This is a genomic window from Fortiea contorta PCC 7126 (assembly GCF_000332295.1).
Taxonomy (GTDB): domain Bacteria; phylum Cyanobacteriota; class Cyanobacteriia; order Cyanobacteriales; family Nostocaceae; genus Fortiea; species Fortiea contorta.
Window position 1 is genome coordinate 3595652 of record NZ_KB235930.1, and the last position, 16507, is coordinate 3612158.

Annotated in this window: 17 protein-coding genes, 1 tRNA gene and 3 pseudogenes; 13 read left to right on the forward strand and 8 right to left on the reverse strand. The window is 42.7% G+C overall.

Annotated elements, in window-relative coordinates:
• The 3 genes from MIC7126_RS0116535 to MIC7126_RS30530 all read right to left on the reverse strand — a co-directional run bounded on the left by MIC7126_RS0116535 (position 1) and on the right by MIC7126_RS30530 (position 1703).
• Positions 1-351 carry a hypothetical protein gene (locus MIC7126_RS0116535; protein WP_017654277.1) on the reverse strand — a complete coding sequence of 117 codons (351 nt, stop codon included), beginning with the start codon at positions 349-351 and terminating at the stop codon, positions 1-3.
• A gap of 173 nt (positions 352-524) precedes the next feature.
• Entirely contained in the window at positions 525-1517 is a 993-nt protein-coding gene (locus tag MIC7126_RS0116545; RefSeq protein WP_017654279.1) for a ParM/StbA family protein, read from the reverse strand.
• Positions 1518-1529: 12 nt separating this feature from the next.
• Positions 1530-1703: a hypothetical protein gene (locus tag MIC7126_RS30530; RefSeq protein ID WP_154655907.1), complete on the reverse strand. Its 174-nt coding sequence runs from the start codon at positions 1701-1703 to the stop codon at positions 1530-1532.
• Between the two features lie 125 nt (positions 1704-1828).
• Here MIC7126_RS30530 and MIC7126_RS30535 point away from each other — a divergent pair, with 125 nt between their 5' ends.
• Entirely contained in the window at positions 1829-1999 is a 171-nt protein-coding gene (locus MIC7126_RS30535) for a hypothetical protein (protein WP_017654280.1), read from the forward strand.
• 130 nt (positions 2000-2129) lie between these two features.
• On the forward strand, positions 2130-2828 hold the full coding sequence (locus MIC7126_RS0116555; RefSeq protein WP_017654281.1) for a recombinase family protein: 699 nt from the start codon (positions 2130-2132) through the stop codon (positions 2826-2828).
• Positions 2829-3031: 203 nt separating this feature from the next.
• Here MIC7126_RS0116555 and MIC7126_RS30540 read toward each other — a convergent pair whose 3' ends face one another.
• The gene (locus MIC7126_RS30540; RefSeq protein ID WP_154655908.1) at positions 3032-3241 is read right to left on the reverse strand and encodes a hypothetical protein; all 210 of its coding nucleotides are present in this window, start codon (positions 3239-3241) and stop codon (positions 3032-3034) included.
• Between the two features lie 602 nt (positions 3242-3843).
• Between MIC7126_RS30540 and MIC7126_RS0116565 the strand changes: the two genes are divergently transcribed.
• Both MIC7126_RS0116565 and MIC7126_RS0116570 read left to right on the forward strand, forming a co-directional pair.
• Positions 3844-4776: a TIGR04168 family protein gene (locus MIC7126_RS0116565; RefSeq protein ID WP_017654283.1), complete on the forward strand. Its 933-nt coding sequence runs from the start codon at positions 3844-3846 to the stop codon at positions 4774-4776.
• Between the two features lie 65 nt (positions 4777-4841).
• Positions 4842-4926: transfer RNA gene (locus MIC7126_RS0116570), tRNA-Ser, on the forward strand.
• Between the two features lie 100 nt (positions 4927-5026).
• On the opposite strand, the gene MIC7126_RS0116575 is transcribed toward MIC7126_RS0116570, so the two are convergent.
• Positions 5027-5404, reverse strand: a complete 378-nt coding sequence (locus tag MIC7126_RS0116575) for a hypothetical protein (RefSeq protein ID WP_017654284.1) — start codon at positions 5402-5404, stop codon at positions 5027-5029.
• Positions 5405-5531: 127 nt separating this feature from the next.
• Between MIC7126_RS0116575 and MIC7126_RS0116580 the strand changes: the two genes are divergently transcribed.
• Positions 5532-5729 (forward strand): hypothetical protein, encoded by a 198-nt coding sequence (locus tag MIC7126_RS0116580; protein ID WP_026100317.1) that lies wholly within the window; start codon positions 5532-5534, stop codon positions 5727-5729.
• An 81-nt stretch (positions 5730-5810) separates the two neighbouring features.
• On the opposite strand, the gene MIC7126_RS0116585 is transcribed toward MIC7126_RS0116580, so the two are convergent.
• The gene (locus tag MIC7126_RS0116585; protein ID WP_026100318.1) at positions 5811-6737 is read right to left on the reverse strand and encodes a cobalamin-binding protein; all 927 of its coding nucleotides are present in this window, start codon (positions 6735-6737) and stop codon (positions 5811-5813) included.
• A 217-nt stretch (positions 6738-6954) separates the two neighbouring features.
• Between MIC7126_RS0116585 and MIC7126_RS27765 the strand changes: the two are divergent.
• Positions 6955-8247 (forward strand): annotated as a pseudogene (locus MIC7126_RS27765) (PAS domain S-box protein); the annotation flags it as partial.
• A gap of 25 nt (positions 8248-8272) precedes the next feature.
• On the opposite strand, the gene MIC7126_RS0116595 reads toward MIC7126_RS27765, so the two are convergent.
• Positions 8273-9415 (reverse strand): IS4 family transposase, encoded by a 1143-nt coding sequence (locus MIC7126_RS0116595; RefSeq protein WP_017652111.1) that lies wholly within the window; start codon positions 9413-9415, stop codon positions 8273-8275.
• Between the two features lie 115 nt (positions 9416-9530).
• On the opposite strand from MIC7126_RS0116595, the pseudogene MIC7126_RS0116600 reads away from it, so the two are divergent.
• The 7 genes and pseudogenes from MIC7126_RS0116600 to MIC7126_RS0116630 all read left to right on the forward strand — a co-directional run.
• A pseudogene (locus tag MIC7126_RS0116600) lies at positions 9531-9980 on the forward strand (ATP-binding protein); the annotation flags it as partial.
• A gap of 316 nt (positions 9981-10296) precedes the next feature.
• The gene (locus MIC7126_RS0116605) at positions 10297-10779 is read left to right on the forward strand and encodes a DUF2243 domain-containing protein (RefSeq protein WP_017654289.1); all 483 of its coding nucleotides are present in this window, start codon (positions 10297-10299) and stop codon (positions 10777-10779) included.
• Positions 10780-10831: 52 nt separating this feature from the next.
• A complete protein-coding gene (locus tag MIC7126_RS0116610; RefSeq protein ID WP_017654290.1) occupies positions 10832-11455 on the forward strand; it encodes a DUF4129 domain-containing protein in 624 nt (207 codons plus the stop codon).
• A gap of 18 nt (positions 11456-11473) precedes the next feature.
• The gene (locus MIC7126_RS0116615; protein ID WP_026100319.1) at positions 11474-12568 is read left to right on the forward strand and encodes a DUF4350 domain-containing protein; all 1095 of its coding nucleotides are present in this window, start codon (positions 11474-11476) and stop codon (positions 12566-12568) included.
• Between the two features lie 63 nt (positions 12569-12631).
• A complete protein-coding gene (locus MIC7126_RS0116620; RefSeq protein ID WP_017654292.1) occupies positions 12632-13582 on the forward strand; it encodes an AAA family ATPase in 951 nt (316 codons plus the stop codon).
• Between the two features lie 201 nt (positions 13583-13783).
• Positions 13784-14110: pseudogene (locus MIC7126_RS0116625) on the forward strand (four helix bundle protein); the annotation flags it as partial.
• 37 nt (positions 14111-14147) lie between these two features.
• Positions 14148-15473, forward strand: a complete 1326-nt coding sequence (locus tag MIC7126_RS0116630; RefSeq protein ID WP_017654294.1) for a DUF58 domain-containing protein — start codon at positions 14148-14150, stop codon at positions 15471-15473.
• Here the strand turns inward: MIC7126_RS0116630 and MIC7126_RS0116635 are convergent.
• Positions 15451-16296, reverse strand: coding sequence for a DUF4114 domain-containing protein (locus tag MIC7126_RS0116635; RefSeq protein ID WP_238553646.1), 846 nt, complete (start codon positions 16294-16296; stop codon positions 15451-15453). The two genes, MIC7126_RS0116630 and MIC7126_RS0116635, sit on opposite strands and share 23 nt — an antisense overlap.
• Positions 16297-16507: the final 211 nt, after the last annotated feature.

The following is a 16507-nucleotide window of genomic DNA, read 5'->3' on the forward strand; positions in this document are numbered from 1 at the left end:
CTAAAGTCCCAATAGCACACCAGCCACTACAGCGCTTCCATAGACAACAGACTTGGGTTGCATTTGGCGCTTTAGTGAACTTTCTAGTCCCACTCCAAAGACAGCCAAGCCCACTGCAACTGAGGCTAGCTGAGTATCAGTCAGCTTTGGTAAGGGAAGTAGGCTGATGGTCTGAGTGAGAAGGGCTGAGGTGAATGCAGACAACAGAGAGCGAAAGACAACATCTCCCAAGGTTGTGCTTGCTTTAGAGGGCTGAGGTAGGGTGTCTTGCTTGCTGTCTAAAGTTATCTGTATGGTATTACCAGCTTGTGTTTGCGTGAGTTGGTTGTGAGTTAGTTTTGGTTCTTGCATTTAGTCCTCCAAGTTATTTAGTGTTTGCCTTAGTAGAGTAGTTAGCTTTATTAGCTCTAGCTTAAGCGCCCATTTAGTGTCTTTGTCTTTAGTCCTTCGGTAGAGTGCTGCTAGGTCTAATATGGCTAAAGTGGCGCTGTCTATGGTGTCTAGTTGGATTTGGGTTAGTTTGCTCACGGCTGAAGCACCTCATATAACCCATCCACACCGACAGTCAGAGGGTTGCTTGGGATGTGAATTAGCTCTCTACTACCTTGACTTGCCAAAGCCTCTGTCACCATCTGCTGCACTATATGTAAGCTAAAGCCACCACCAACACAGACAACAGGGATGCCAGAAGCTAGAGAACGCACAGCCTGGGTTAACAAGAGCTTCACTTTAGAAAGCTCTAACCAAGCTTCAGTGGCTTTAGCACAGGTAGTCCAGATGTCCCTACCCTGATAACTGTCTAGATACCTATAGCTGTTAGTGTCTAGAGCTTGCCTTACAAGGTTCTCATCTACGCTACCGTTGGTTGTCTCTTGTGTTAGGAGGTCGCTAGTCAGTGCCACAAGCTTTTGTACACCGCAAGGGACAAAGCTAAAGTTCTCTCTTCTTGGCTTGCTAGGGTTGCCTATGAAGTACTGGGCTAGGTTAAGCGTACCGTTCCCAAAGTCCAAGACAGACACACGAGGCACACAGGGAAACACTGAAGCTGCATAGAGACTAGCCCCTACACCTTCTGGGTAAACCCTAGCCAGATGTGCCTGTAGCTTCATTGGTTCACCATCTATGCTTAGGTCTGCTGTTGCTTTCTCTACTGCTTGCTCTAGCGTGTTTCTCTTGTCTGAATTCAGGGTTAGCAGATGTAGGTCTAGCTTGTCTCCAGGAGTGAGGAGGTGACTCATGGCGCTAAGGCTGCCAGCTAGCATCAGGTGCAAATAGTCTAGTTTGCCTGTGCTACTGTCAGCTACGGCTTTCTTATCAGGTCTGTTGTAGTTGTCCCAGCCCAGTATCCAACTCTCATCACCTAAGCTAAAGCCTCCTCTGATGTAAGCTCCATTGTTGTTGCTCAGTAGACTTGGGATGAGTTCGCTTTCGCCAGCTAAGTTAACTTTTACATTGCCATTACCAGCATCTATCACTAGTGTCTTGGCTTTAGTAGCTGTTCTCTTACGTGTTGCCATCTTTAGTTCTCCTTATTTCTTGGCGCGGTCTTGTAGACTTTGGCTCTCGTAGCTAGTGGCATAAGCATCAGTGGGCATGGTGTAGACTTCGCTTTGGTCTTCTGAAGTCCTAACCTCATAGCGCACCTCACGGTCATCTATTGTTAGTCTTGGGTCGTCTATCAGGTTGTCGTCTGATGTGTACATGGTTTGTTATCCTTGTTAGCTTGGTTAACCACAGGTAAACTTGGTGTATCGGTTCGCCTGCTGCTATCTTACATGCTGTGGTGAACTTGTGCAACTTGTGAAACAAAAGAGGAGAAGGAGCACTTATGAGCGACCAAAGATTAGTAATCAGAAACGTTAGTGAAGCCGTGCAGAAGGTAATCAGAGTGCTAGCAGCAGAAGAAAACATAAGTCAGGCTGAGGCTTTAGAGCGCATAATAGCTGAGTGGAAGCATCTAAAGGCAATGGAGAAAGCAGGTAAGCTGAAGTCGGACTAACTTCACTGTAGCTTCTGAAGGGACGGTCAGAGTTGACAAATGCTAACTAGTCACTTAAGATGAGTGAGGAACAAGGCTATGGTCAGCCTCAGGTTCCGATTACCTCACAAGAAAGCAGGAGAGAACCATCATGTACGCTAAAGCCACCAAGCCTAAGAAAACTCAGCTAATTCCCAATGCAGTTGTTATCTACCTCCGAGTCTCCACAGAAGACCAGGGCAAGTCAGGGTTAGGCTTAGATGCACAATTAGAGACTTGCACTAAGGTTGCCACCCAGTTAGGAAAGACAATAGTTGGCATCTACACTGAGATTGTCTCTGGCAAGGTAGACCCTCGTGAGCGCCCAGTATTCACAGAAGCTATCACCAAAGCCCAAGCCACAGGTGCGTCACTTATGGTTGCCAAACAAGACAGATTCAGCCGTGAAGTGTTTCATGTCTCAGGCTACGTTAACGGCTATTTCTACGGCGCTACTAGCACACCTACTCTCATAAGCGCCGATAGTCCCCAGGCTAGCCCAATGGAAGTGTACCTGAGAGCAGTAGTGGCTGAAGAAGAACGTAAGCTAATCAGTAAGCGCACTAAGGAAGCATTAGCCCAACTGAAGAAGCAGGGTGTAGTGATTGGTGAGAAGTCTAGGGCACTGATTCATGAGAGAGCCAGAGAGCTAACTAAAGACGCCATGACACGTGCTGTAGAACTCCGCAGACAGAAGCTAACTTTAGAGAGCATAGCAGATACTCTAAATGCTGAAGGCTATCTCACCAGCAGAGGCACGGCTTGGACAAAGCAAGCCCTGAGCAAAAGACTGAGTGCTGTAGCTGGCTGACTTAAGCTAACTGGATAAGACAAATGAGAATAAGGATAGTGGGCTGCTTTAGTAATCTGAGGCAGTCTTTGTTTTGTCTGTATTGGCTGAAGTGACTAGAAAGCTATAGGGGGAGTTAGGGATGGCTGGAGGGCTGGAGGATACTTTCTGAGTAAACGTACTGTAAACTTTAGCCTCAGAAGGTTCAGCGAGAGATGTCAGCATTATCCCACTTTAGTTAACCGCGTGTCTACCTTCTCGTCTATTTCCTTCCACAGTGCCCTGAGTTTGGGTAAATAAGGTCTTCTGTGAACCAAGTCTCCTAAAGCAGCGCAGACTACCCTAGCGTTCCAATAGGTCAGGTTATCTATGGTGATTGGCTCAGAACGCCTTAGTTTGTTTTGTCTCCTCATAGAGTGCAGTAATCGTGTCATAGGTATTTCTAGTGCTTCAGCTAGTTTGGAGAGACAAATACTGCCAAAGTTTCTGTGACTAAAGTCTTCATGCCCAGACAACTTTATATACAGGTCATGCTCTCTGAAGAAGGACAAGAGTGCTGAGTGTGGCTCCTTCAGTCCAAATGCCTGCGTCTTGGCTTTATCTCTCCTCTTGTTATCTCTAGTGTTACGTTGTGGCACTTCAGCATACTCCAATTACAACAGAAACTTACAGCTAATCCAAGTGCTTCAGATTGCTTCTATTGTAACTATTGTGGGCAAAAGTTACAGCTAATTGCCGATATATCTAATGATGACTAAGCCCCACACTCTAGTCACCTACAATCCCCACAAGTGAACCGTACAATAGAACTTCCTCATTGGATGCCTAGGTTGTAGGTTCTCTCGATTTGTGGGCTTAAGGTTTGCTTAAGGTTTCAGTGCCTACGCTCTTGTTTGTGTTAGTCTTGTCTTTGGCTCCTAGCTGGCTACTTTCCAACGCTAACCAACGCAGCTAACAATGCTCACACTGACTTTGGTTGTCTTGTCCAAAACCGTCTGAGTTGCATATCCTGGAGATAGACGGCAAGGACAGTGGCATGACCAGTCAGAAAACTCAATCAATCATTAATCTCAAAATAGCTGTAGTCGGGGACGTTCACGATCAATGGGAAGCGGAGGATGGTATTGCACTCAAGCATCTCGGTGTGGACTTAGTGCTGTTTGTGGGGGATTTTGGCAACGAGTCGGTGGAGGTGGTCAGGGCGATCGCTTCCCTTGATCTGCCCAAGGCTGCTGTCATGGGCAACCACGATGCATGGTACTCTGCTACGGAATGGGGACGCAAGAAATGTCCTTACGATCGCTCTCAAGAAGATTGGGTGCAGTTACAACTCGATTTATTAGGTTCGTCCCAAGTCGGCTATAGGAAGCTAGATTTTCCCCAGTGGAGATTAACCGTGGTGGGAAGTCGTCCTTTCACTTGGGGTGGGCCAGAGTGGAAATTTGCTGACATCAGTCGTGAACGCTATGGTGTGACGAGTTTGGAAGAGTCTACTGATCGCATCGTCGCCGCAGTTAAAAGCGCTGCCTATGAAACAATTATTTTTTTAGGGCATAATGGGCCGAGTGGGTTAGGCGATCGCCCAGAAGACCCATGCGGCAAAGATTGGCACCCCATCGGCGGTGATTTTGGCGATCCCGATTTTGGCGCGGCGATTTCCCAAGCACTCACTATCGGTAAAACCATTCCCCTAGTCGCATTTGGTCACATGCATCACACTCTGCGACACACCAAAAAAGTACTGCGAAAGTCAGTGTTTAGAAGTCCAGAAGGAGTAATTTATTTAAATGCCGCCAGGGTGCCGAGAATCGTAGATCATAACGGCGAAAAGTTACGGAATTTCTCCATTGTTTGCCTAGAAGACGGTGTGGTGTCCGAAGTCTCTCTCATTTGGGTGGGCAATGATTTTCACATAGCCTCAGAGGAAATTTTTTATAAGCGATCGCCACCAGTAGTGCAATCTGCCTAGATGATAAGATATAGTATTATCTGTCAGCTGCATTGCAAAATTTGGCAGTAGCTTGACAGTTTATTGGAGAGGTGGCAGAGTGGTCGATTGCGTCCGACTTGAAATCGGATGAGGCTAAAACCTCCGGGAGTTCGAATCTCCCCTTCTCCGTTGTTTCGCCTATTCGTACTCCTCAAAAATTGTGTAGTCAACACAAGAAAGTCCCCTAACCTTAATTCTAGGGAACTTTGACGATCACGGGTAACTAAGATTACTGGATCAAAAGCCCAATAATTTCCTCAAGTAGCGCTTTTGCTTTATATAAACTCAACAATCTTTCTTGTTCATACCTTTGCGGGTAGCTCATTCTTCTACCCTCAAGAGATATCCTGATGAGCGCTACTTGCTCAACCGTAGGTGTTCCCATCTCATCTAGCGTTATTCCCATCTCTTGAAAAGAGCCAAAACTAGGAGCTTTCAACCCCCTACTTTCCTGCATTTGTTTAAGTGCTAACACTGGGAATGCAATCAAAGATGTGATGTATGAGACTTTGTAACCAGGGTTTCCAGTCGGCTTAACGCCATACCTACGGCATAAGTTACGCAGTTCCTCAACGGTCTTGATTTCAAGTTCTGACCTTGTGAACATAAAATAGGATTGTTCATTCTCAAAAAGTGGACATTGGTAGGTGCGTCTGTGGAAAGTTTCACCTACCAATTAAATATTTAACAGTTGTCTACGCGTGTTTGAATATTTATTGTTACATTTATACACAATGCCAAATCCTAAAGGTCATCCAGAAAGCTTAAAACCATTCACTACAGACAGAGAGAAGCCATTAGAAGAAAAATTGAGCTTTCGTGTCACCAAAGAAATGAAACAAGAAGTACAGCAACAAGAAAATCCTCCTGAATTCTGTAGAGAAGCAATTCAGAAGGCATTAGATGAACAGAAAAAAAGTAGTAAAGATTAGACCCGCCTTGAAAAAAGGGGCTAGAGGCTAGGGGCTAGGGAAAAACAACACGCCCTAGCGTCAAATTCATCAACTCCACGATTACAAAACTGCCCAAGCGGTATCTTTGTAACCGTATTCAAAAATCTCAGAATGCAGAATTTCTGCCAAAATTTCTAGCGAGTCTGCTAGCCTCGGGCCAGGACGATTAAAGTAAGCATTGCCATCAGTAATATAAACTCTACCAGTTTGGGTAGCGTGGAGTTGTTGCCATTCAGGACGCTGAGTTACCGCCTGTGCTTCTTGACGAGTGCGTTGCAAATCAAAGCCGCAGGGCATAAAAATAATGACATCAGGATTGCTGGCTATGAGTGTTTCCCACTCCAGATGAGGTGAAGATTGACCTGCAGAGCAAAATAAAGATTGTCCACCAGCCAAATTAACTAGTTCCGGAATCCAATTAGCAGCAACCATTAAAGGTTCAGTCCATTCGATACAAGCGACGGTGGGAAGCTCATTTAAAGACAACCCTTGGACTTTTTGCTGGCATATCTTCACACGAGCTTCTAAGTTTTCCAACACTTGTACAGAGTCTACCCCAAAAACTTGAGCCACATGCTCGATATCGTGCCAAACATCTTCTAGCAGATTCGGTTGTAAAGAAATAATCTCAGGTGAGCTAGCAACCAGACTAGCAACGGCCTTTTCTACCTCTGGCAAGCTGACTGCACATACATCACACTGATCTTGAGTCAGAATGTGAGTAGGTTGCAATTGCTCCAGGATATCAGTTTTAATTTGATAAATACTCAGAGCAGATTGCAAAATATCATTGACCTGATCGTGAATTTTGCCGCTCTCGGCATTAACTTGTAGGCGAGCTGCGGTACAAACAGGGAGATGTTCGATTTCTGGGGGGTAGTCACATTCATGCGATCGCCCGACAATCATATTAGTTAACCCTAATGTCGCCAAAATTTCCGTTCCACTGGGAATCAAAGACACAATTCTTACATCACCATTTTTCATCGCTCCACCTCCAAAACAGCTGCTCACATTCCAATTTTTGCAAAATTTGCCGATTAAAATATCCTTCTTGAGGAGAATCAAGACAATTTTCCGCATCGGTAGAATGAGTAAATAATTCTGTCGAGTTCAGAAAATGCTGACGAAAAAGCTGTAGTTAGGAAATATAGCTCTATTTTTACCGTAGAGACGCAAAGTAATTCTTGAGGCGAGGGAACAGATGCAGGTGGCGGCGGTTCAAGATACTATAGAACGCAAGCAAGGCCAGGAGGCACTGCCAATTAGAGAAAGTTCTCGCAGAAAACAAAGCCAAACGCTAGTGCAAATAGCGAAAAGCAAAACATTTCAAGAAGGGAATCTGAATGCAGCACTCAAGGAAATTACAGAGGCTGCGGCTCGGACACTCTCGGTACAAAGAGTTGGCGTTTGGTTATTTAGTGAAGAACACTCAGCGATTGAGTGTATGGATTTGTACGACCTGAGAACAGATGAGCACAGTTGTGGAGTGTCGCTGTTGAAGGCAAATTATCCTAATTATTTCCAAGCTTTGGAAGCAGAGCGCAGCATTGCTGCTGATGATGCGATCAACGATACCAGAACCCAAGAATTATCCCAATCTTATCTCTGCGTCTTGGGTATTACATCGCTGTTGTGTGCACCAATTTGGCTAGGAGGGAGGTTGGTGGGGGTGGTATCTTACGAACATTTAGGCGATGTTCGCCGCTGGACATTAGAAGAAGAAAATTTTGCCGGCTCAATAGCAGACTTTATCACAGTAGCGATGGAAGCGAGCGATCGCAATGCTGCACAAGAAGCTCTGCGGCAAAGTGAGGCTCAATTCCGAGCAATTTTTGAGCGTTCCCCCATTGGGATCGGGCTGACGGATATGAAAGCAAGGATAGTTGATGTTAACTTAGCGATGTCTCAAATGTTGGGATACAGCCGAGAAGAACTGTGTGGTAAGCGCTTGACAGATTATATTTCTCCACAACAGGGAGCTTTAGAACTTTATGGACAACTGTCTTCAGAAACTGACGTAGATGGAGAGCAGGTTTCTCCAAGACAGCGTGTGGAGATGGAAGGCTTATTTTTGCGTAAAGACACTGAGTTAGTTTGGACGCAAATATCAGTTTCTACTATACCAGATAGCAACGGACAACCTGAGTTTCTGCTGACAATGATTGAAGACATTACCGAACGCAAGCAAACAGAACTCAAGTTGCGGGCGTCTCAAGCTGCGGCCGAAGCTGGTAGTCGCGCAAAAAGCGAATTTTTAGCAACCATGAGCCACGAACTGCGGACACCGCTAAATGCGATTATGGGATTGTCGCAATTACTACAGCAAGAGATGGTTGGGCCTCTCAATGAAAAGCAACAGGAGTATATTAGTTGTGTATATACGAGCGGCGAACATCTGCTGGCTTTAATTAATGATATTTTGGATTTATCTAAGGTAGAAGCAGGTAAAGAAGAACTATTATTGTTGCCTTTATTGATACCAGAAGTATGTAATATGGCTGAAGGGGAGACGAAATAAGCTACAATATAGATTCAATAAGCTTCATGGCTCTTAAACCTTGTTGATAATGCTTCCACTTATTACGATTAATTCTCATTAATTGTGTGACTAAATCAATACAGCTATCCTTGAAATGTACCCATGTTTGACCATATAAGCCGATATAAAAACTACTGTGTCTCCGTTGAGAACGACTCCTTTCTTTAATCCGAGCTATATATTTTTGGATTCCTTTGCGTTTAATAAGTTGACCATTAATTGTTGCAGAGGTGTAAGCGATCGCTATCAACAAAACTAGAGAAATAAAACGTTCACCTTGAACATTAGTGTTTTCTAAGTTATAGCCACCTGTTTTGAAATCTCTAAACATTTCTTCAATATCAAATCGCTTTTTGTAAGCAGCAATTGCTGACTCTAGGGTGTCAAAATTTGTTAAAATAAACCATGCTTCTTTGGGTGCTACTCCGTTAATTTTACGTTGCCACTTACCAGCCACATTAAAACTGATAAAACCCTGAGTCTTTGTTACCTTAACTCCCTTGATAAAAAAAGATACTCCAGGAGTTAATCCTAAACTGCTTAACTCCATAAACATATCTTGTTTAATTTCTACAAATTCATTCTTTTTCAATCGCAAACAAAAATATACATCCTTGCTCTGAAGGTACTTTGCTAGTTTTACCGAGCAAAATTCTCTATCCCCCAACACACAGATTTTATAATCTTTCAATATTGCTATAACTGGCGATAATATTTTCTGCTGTTCCGTGAGATTACTACTACCTAATTTGGGCAGCAAACTAAAATATATTGGTATGGCTCTTTTATCCCAAATCACGCTGACCATTAATAAGTTTATCCGACTCCAATTAGTCCTATCAATTGCTATATAAATAATTTTTTCATTCTGGAAGTAGTTTGCTATTAGTTCTTGAATAATTGGCAACCAAACTTTTTCAATTGTGAGATTTGGTAATGATAAAAATCTTTGTATTCTTTTTCTTCTGCTTTCAAATTTAATTCCCAAAGGTAGCGCATTCGCTAATTTTTCTAAAGTTACTTCTTTGATTGACTGCAACAGATGTATCAAAATTTTTAGCAACAGATATTCTGCTAAACTCAATTGACTTTTTAAGTGCTTTTGGTACAATATAGCTAACATTATCATTAAGTAGGTCTTATTGACAAAACTAGACCTACCTTTTTCTATCACAAAACGCTACCCATCTTATACACCAAGCTTTTTAGGCTGTTTCGTCTCCCCTCCAGGTAATATGGTCATCTCGACTGTTTACGATCAAGCCCTAGAAAAAGGATTGCAACTAATCACAAAAATTGATCCAAAAGCTGATATTTGCATTGCTGATGAGCGGCGAGTCAAGCAGATGTTGCTCAATTTGCTGACGAATGCGATTAAATTTACTCCGGCGGGTTATGTATCTTTATCTGTGCAAAAAATTTCTCAAGGTATCACTTTTACAGTAGCTGACAGTGGTATTGGTATTGATGTTAATCAATTACAATTTTTGTTTCAACCGTTTAAACAATTGGACAGCCGCCTTAACCGTCAATATGAAGGTACTGGTTTAGGTTTAGCTTTGACGCGGAAGTTAGCGCGGTTACACGGCGGCGATGTCACGGTGGAATCTACTTTAGGTGAAGGGAGCAGATTTACTTTATTTCTGCCCAATCAACCTGATTGCTTGGTAGAGGAAGAAACAAACTAAAAAATTTCAAGTTTGTCTGGAAAAGTAGAGTGAGAATAATTAATTTGTAATTACAAACTGTATCAGGTTTTAGTGATTACTTCCTCTTGTTCGGCGTTTTATTTCATGGCTTCTAATCTACGGTGTAAAAATGATAAAGACAAATATAATTAGTTTTCAAAACCATAGATTTTGTTTATTAAAGCCGCAACATCTACCCAGCGAATGATCCCCTCAATTCAAAATCGCTAAAATCATCGACAGTTGTCTAGAGACAGAAGATATTGTTTGTCAGCAGTTCTATTGTGGTGGCAAAACTGAATCTATGAGGTTAACCATGGAGGGTAACAAGGAAAAAATCTACCATCGCCCACCACTGATAGCTGCAGGAATTTTCCTAGGTGCGGGTTTGGCAGGATTTGTTGACGGTATCTTACTACATCAAATTTTACAATGGCATCATATGTTGAGTGATGTGCGATCGCTCACAACCATTTCCAACATCGATTTAAACATGCGCTGGGATGGATTGTTTCACGCTTTTGATTTGCTGCTGACTGTAATCGGCGTAGCTTTATTATGGTCAGCAGGCGGACGGGATGATATCACTTGGTCATCACAAACTTTTTTCGGGTCTTTGCTGGTGGGTGCTGGATTGTTCAATGTAGTTGAAGGACTGATTGATCACCAAATCCTCGGTATCCATCACGTGAAACCAGGCCCCAATCAATTAGCCTGGGATGTGGGTTTTCTCCTCTTTGGTGCGTTTCTTGTGGTATACGGTTGGATCATGTTACAAAATAGCAGACTGGAAAAATAGTCAATTGTCATCTGTTATACTTGTTTCCCCATACCCCGTCTTTATTCTCAGTATGACCACAGAAGCTTTTGAAAAAACCAGCTGGAGTTGGCAGTATTCTCTGTTTCAGCAACAAGTGGGAGAATGGATAGAGTATCAATTTTCTCAATTGCAATCGGCTTTACCGCAACTGCCGCCTGAATGGTCGATTAGTCCTTGGTTGAGTCAGGTATTGTACATATTGTCTTGGCTGGCGCTGGGTTTGTTCTTGGCTTGGGTAGTTTGGCGACTGTGGCTGGAGTTTGGACATTATGTATACGCTTGGTTGACTGAGAATCTGGATCATTTAGCTGCTGGAAACAAATCCTCTGTAGAGGACTCATCAGTCACTCTTTGGCTGACGCGATCGCAAGCATACTATCGTCAGGGTAATTATCGTGAGGCTTGTCGTTGTCTATACTTAGCAATTTTACAGCGCTTGCATGACACCAAAGTCCTGACTCACAAACCGAGCCGCACAGATAGCGAATATCTGCAATTACTACGGTTATCTGTCACTCCCATCCAGCCTTATGAAACTTTAATTACTACTCATGAACAATTATGTTTTGACGATGGGGAGATATTGCCAGAAAATTATCAGCAGTGTCAGCAAGCCTATCAGGAGATTATTAATCAGCGACAAGCTATGGATTAATAAGAAGAATTACAAATGATTAACAAATCAAAGCGCTTGACTTGGCTGGGAGCGATCGCACTAGGAGTGATAATTTTATTAAGTTTAATTACTGCTCCTAATAGTAGTAAAATTAACAGTGGTTCCACTTATAGTCGGGCTGCTGATGGCTATGGTGCTTGGTATGCTTTTATGCAACAACAGGGAACCTCAATACAGCGCTGGCAAAAGCCTAGTAATGATCTCAAGGCGGAAACAAACCCAGTGACGCTGTTAAGAATATACAGCGACTTGATGCCATCAAGATTAGATTTAGATGAAGAAAAATGGATAAAACAAGGTAACACTTTGGTAATTTTAGGTGTGCGTGAAGCGGTTACATCTGCAGAGTTTACCACTGCGCCTAAATCGCTCTTTGGTGAGATTCAGATTGCTACACGACGACGGCGAGAGAAAATTCAGCCGGCACAAGTTTCTTTAGGCGATCGCTTCGGTGCTATTGTCTGGGAGGAAGCACATAACAAAGGTAGGGTGATTTTTTCTACTACTCCCCATTTAGCTGCTAATGCCTATCAAGATTATTTAAGTAATTTCCAGTATTTAGCTAATTTAGTTAGACAAAAAACTAACAAAGTTTTTGTGGATGAATATATTCATGGCTATAAAGATACTGAAGTCCAAATCGCAGAAGGTAAAGGCAGTTTATGGAATTATTTTTTACAAAGTCCTTTATTGACAGCTTGTTTACAAGTAGGCGTATTGTTATTAGTACTAATTTGGGCGCAGAATCGCCGCTTCGGTAAACCAGTACCTTTAGATACACCAACCTTAGATAATAGTGAAGCGTATATTCAAGCTTTAGCAGGCGTATTGCAAAAAGCCGAAGCCACAGATTTTGTTGTCGAAATGGTGGGAAAAGAAGAACAATTACAGCTACAAAAAGCTTTGGGATTAGGACAAATACTTCTAGAACCCCAAGCTTTAATTAATTTTTGTCGAGAAAAAATAGGCACAAATACAGCAGATTTAGCAGCAGTATTAAAAGTCCAAAACCAAAACAAAACTATCAGCGAACAGAACCTGTTAAGCTGGTTGGGTAAATGGCGTACCTTGCGCGGAATTCAAAATTTCTAACTTGAAACAGGGAAAATAAGACAAGAATCATCGATAATAAATTATCCTATTTTAATAAATAATATGAACGAAATCCATCCTATTTTCATTCGCCTTAGTCAAGGACTTAACCAAGTAATTGTTGGACAATCAAAACTGATAGAGCAGATGTTAGTAGCGCTGCTAGCGGGTGGACATATAATTTTAGAAGGAGTACCGGGGACTGGTAAAACACTTTTAGTCAAAGTTTTAGCGCAATTAATTCAAGCAGAATTCCGTCGGATTCAATTAACACCAGATGTTTTACCATCAGATATCACTGGTACGAATATTTTTGATTTAAATAGTCGTAATTTCACCTTGAGAAAAGGGCCTGTATTTACTGAAGTATTACTGGCTGATGAAATTAACCGCACTCCTCCCAAAACACAAGCGGCGTTGTTGGAAGCGATGGAAGAAAAACAGGTAACACTGGATGGTGAAAGTTTACCTTTGCCAGAGTTATTTTGGGCGATCGCTACTCAAAATCCCCTAGAATTTGAGGGTACATATCCTCTCCCAGAAGCTCAGTTAGATAGATTTTTATTCAAACTCGTAGTCGATTACCCCGATCAAGTTGCTGAAAAGCAAATGTTACTTAATCGCCAAGCAGGATTCGCGGCGCGACGCTTGGATATCAATCGACTCAAACCAATAGCCACGGTAGCCGAGATTTTGCAAGCACGACAAGCAGTTCTAGAAGTGAAAGTATCAGAGCCTATAATTGATTATCTTTTGGCATTGGTCAGAACATCCCGCCAATATCCTGATTTAGCTTTGGGCGCGTCACCCCGCGCTGCTGGTGCTTGGTTGCAGACATCGCAAGCTGTAGCGTGGTTGGCTGGGAGAAATTTTGTTACCCCAGATGACGTCAAAACTGTAGCATCACCTCTGCTGCGTCATCGCTTAATTTTGAAGCCAGAAGCAATGCTTGATGGTTTACAAATTGATGCAGTAATTGCGTCGGTAGTTAATCAAGTTCCAGTACCAAGATGAAGGATGAAGTATGAAGTATGAAGTATGAAGGGTGAGGGGTGAAGGGTGAGGGGTGAAGGATGAAGGATGAAGGATGAACTATAAAGACTATGTAGACGCGTTGGTAAGCATCAGCCTTCAAGGGAGATAGGATAAAAAAGGGTGGAGTATGAGTGAAGAAAGGCGAAAACCGTTAAATATTCGAGAGGATCGCTAGAATATGCTTTGCGTGCAATTAAACTATTTCAGTTTTTGAAGGAGGGAGAAGACGAAGCTAGTCACATTATTGCTAAACAATATCTCAGGTCTGCTACTTCAATTGGAGCTAATCTTGAGGAAGGTCAATCTGGAGAAAGTCGTGCAGATTTTATTCATAAATATAGTGTCGCTCAAAAAGAAGCTAGAGAAAGTTTGTATTGGCTCCGCCTTTTAAATAAATCACAAATTGTTCCCAGTCAGCGGATAACATTCCTCATCAACGAAACTGAAGAAATTATCGCCGTGATTACAACCATTATTATTCGTACCAAACAAAATAAACGTTCATAATTTCATACTTCATACTTCATACCTCATACTTCAAAAAATGGTTCCTGCTCAAAGAGTTTATTTATTATTAATTTTGGGAATAGCGATCGCTCCCATATTAGCGATATTTTTCGGTATTCCTTTTACCATCGCCCTCACTGTGTTATTTGATATCGCCATCTTGGGGTTGATGGTGGTGGATGGTGTGCGATCGCGGCGCTATCGGGTGCAAATTACCCGCGAATTACCACCGCGACTTTCTATTTGGCGAGATAATCCTGTGGTGCTAAAGGTTACATCAGAAAAAGTAGCCGCTACAATTCAAATCCGCGACTACTATCCTACAGGTTTTGATGCTTCTGTGGTGACACTAAATGCTAATGTTGCCATGAATACTACTCAAGAATTAACATATACCGTCAAACCGACGCAGCGGGGAGAATTTCCTTGGGGGAATATTCAGGTACGACAACTAGGAAAATGGCGATTAGCTTGGGATGATTGGCAGATATCCCAAAGTCTGCCAGTCAAGGTGTATCCTGATTTAGTAGGATTGCGATCGCTCTCCATTCGCCTGACACTGCAATCATCCGGCTCTATCCGCCAATTTCGCCAAATAGGTATCGGTACTGAGTTTGCCGAATTACGCAACTATCGGGCTGGTGACGACTTGCGCCTGATTGATTGGAAAGCCACAGCACGACGGGTGGGAGCTTCTGGAAATACATCACCGCTGGTCAGAGTTCTGGAACCAGAACAAGAGCAAACTTTACTAATTTTATTAGATCGCGGACGGTTGATGACGCAAAAAGTTCAGGGTTTGCAGCGTTTTGACTGGGGATTAAATGCCACCTTATCCCTAGCTTTGGCAGGATTGCATCGGGGCGATCGCGTCGGTGTGGGTATATTTGACCGCCAAATGCATACGTGGATTCCCCCAGAACGTGGTCAACATCACCTGAGTCAGTTAATTGACCGCTTAACTCCCATTCAGCCAGTGTTACTAGAATCTGATTATGTAGGTGCAGTTACAAATATTGTACAACGACAAACCCGTCGGGCGCTAGTAGTCCTGATTACCGACCTCGTGGATGTCACCGCGTCCACCGAACTTCTCGCCGCTCTCTCTCGACTAGTACCCCGTTATCTACCATTTTGCGTCACTCTGCGAGATCCGCAAGTTGATACCCTAGCCCACACTTTCACCGCAGATATTACCAAAGCTTACACCCGTGCAGTAGCTTTAGATTTATTAGCACAGCGACAAATCGCCTTTGCTCAATTAAAACAAAAAGGTTCGCTGGTACTTGACGCACCCGCGAATCAAATTACAGATCAGTTAGTTGAACGATATTTGCAACTTAAAGCTCGGAATCAACTTTAGTAACTTGATTAATTCGGCGCCGACGAGTTGATAAAAAGCCTAGCCCCGCAATACCAAAAAGCGCTATAGTTGCAGTAGGTTCGGGAACAGAGGTAACGTGACGAGCGTTATCATCACCGAAATGGATAGCGAAAACTGTATCGTTATAGTCTTTGTTTCCACCTCCCCATAAATCCTCAAAACCGATGATTATATAGTCTTTATAGTAATAAGAGATCGCATGTTGCACGCCATCTGGATTTAAAGCTTGATTCAGGCTCCAAATCCCTTTTACAGTCTGTCCATTAGCATCTGTACCCGTGATACCACCATTAATGTCATCTGCGTGCAACAAAAAGTCCAATTTTGTCCCCGCACTGAATGAACCTAAACTCACCCAATCACCCACATTCAAAGGCTTGTTAGGTGCGACTGTATTTTCTAAAGCACCATCAGGAGCAGAACAATATTGGCTGAAGTTTGTAAAACTCGCATCGCCAACGTTACAAGAAGTGTCACCAAAAATTTTCCCTGTCGTTACCGTAGAACCTTTAGTCGCTTGAAAATCTAAACGGTTGCGGTAGGAAGCTGTTTCACCCAGAAAGAATACTTTCACATCATGATCAAATTTAAATTCCAGCTTAGATAAATCTACCCTTCTCGCGTTAATAGTTTCTGGAGATAAATATTGACCTTCTTGACCAACAAAAGCTCTCAAGTCTTGGAGAATATTTTTAAATCTATCGGGAGCCTGTTCTCGGCTTTTGATTTCATAAGCGCTAGCAGGAGCAATTGCAGATAAAGCACTAGTTCCTACAGCAAAAGTAGCTAATAACGCAGTCACAAATTTGTTTTTCAGCATGATGTATTCAATATCGGCGATTTCTTAAGTAATTATATTGATATTCTCAGTTCAACCCATTTGTCTATGCTTTTAGCTGAGATTTACAATTATTTTGCAATACAGAGCCTTATTTTTTGTTTGTGTAATCATCTCAGTATTGCTACTGAATTAGCAGTGTGCTTATGCTGATACTGTGAACAACTATCTAAAG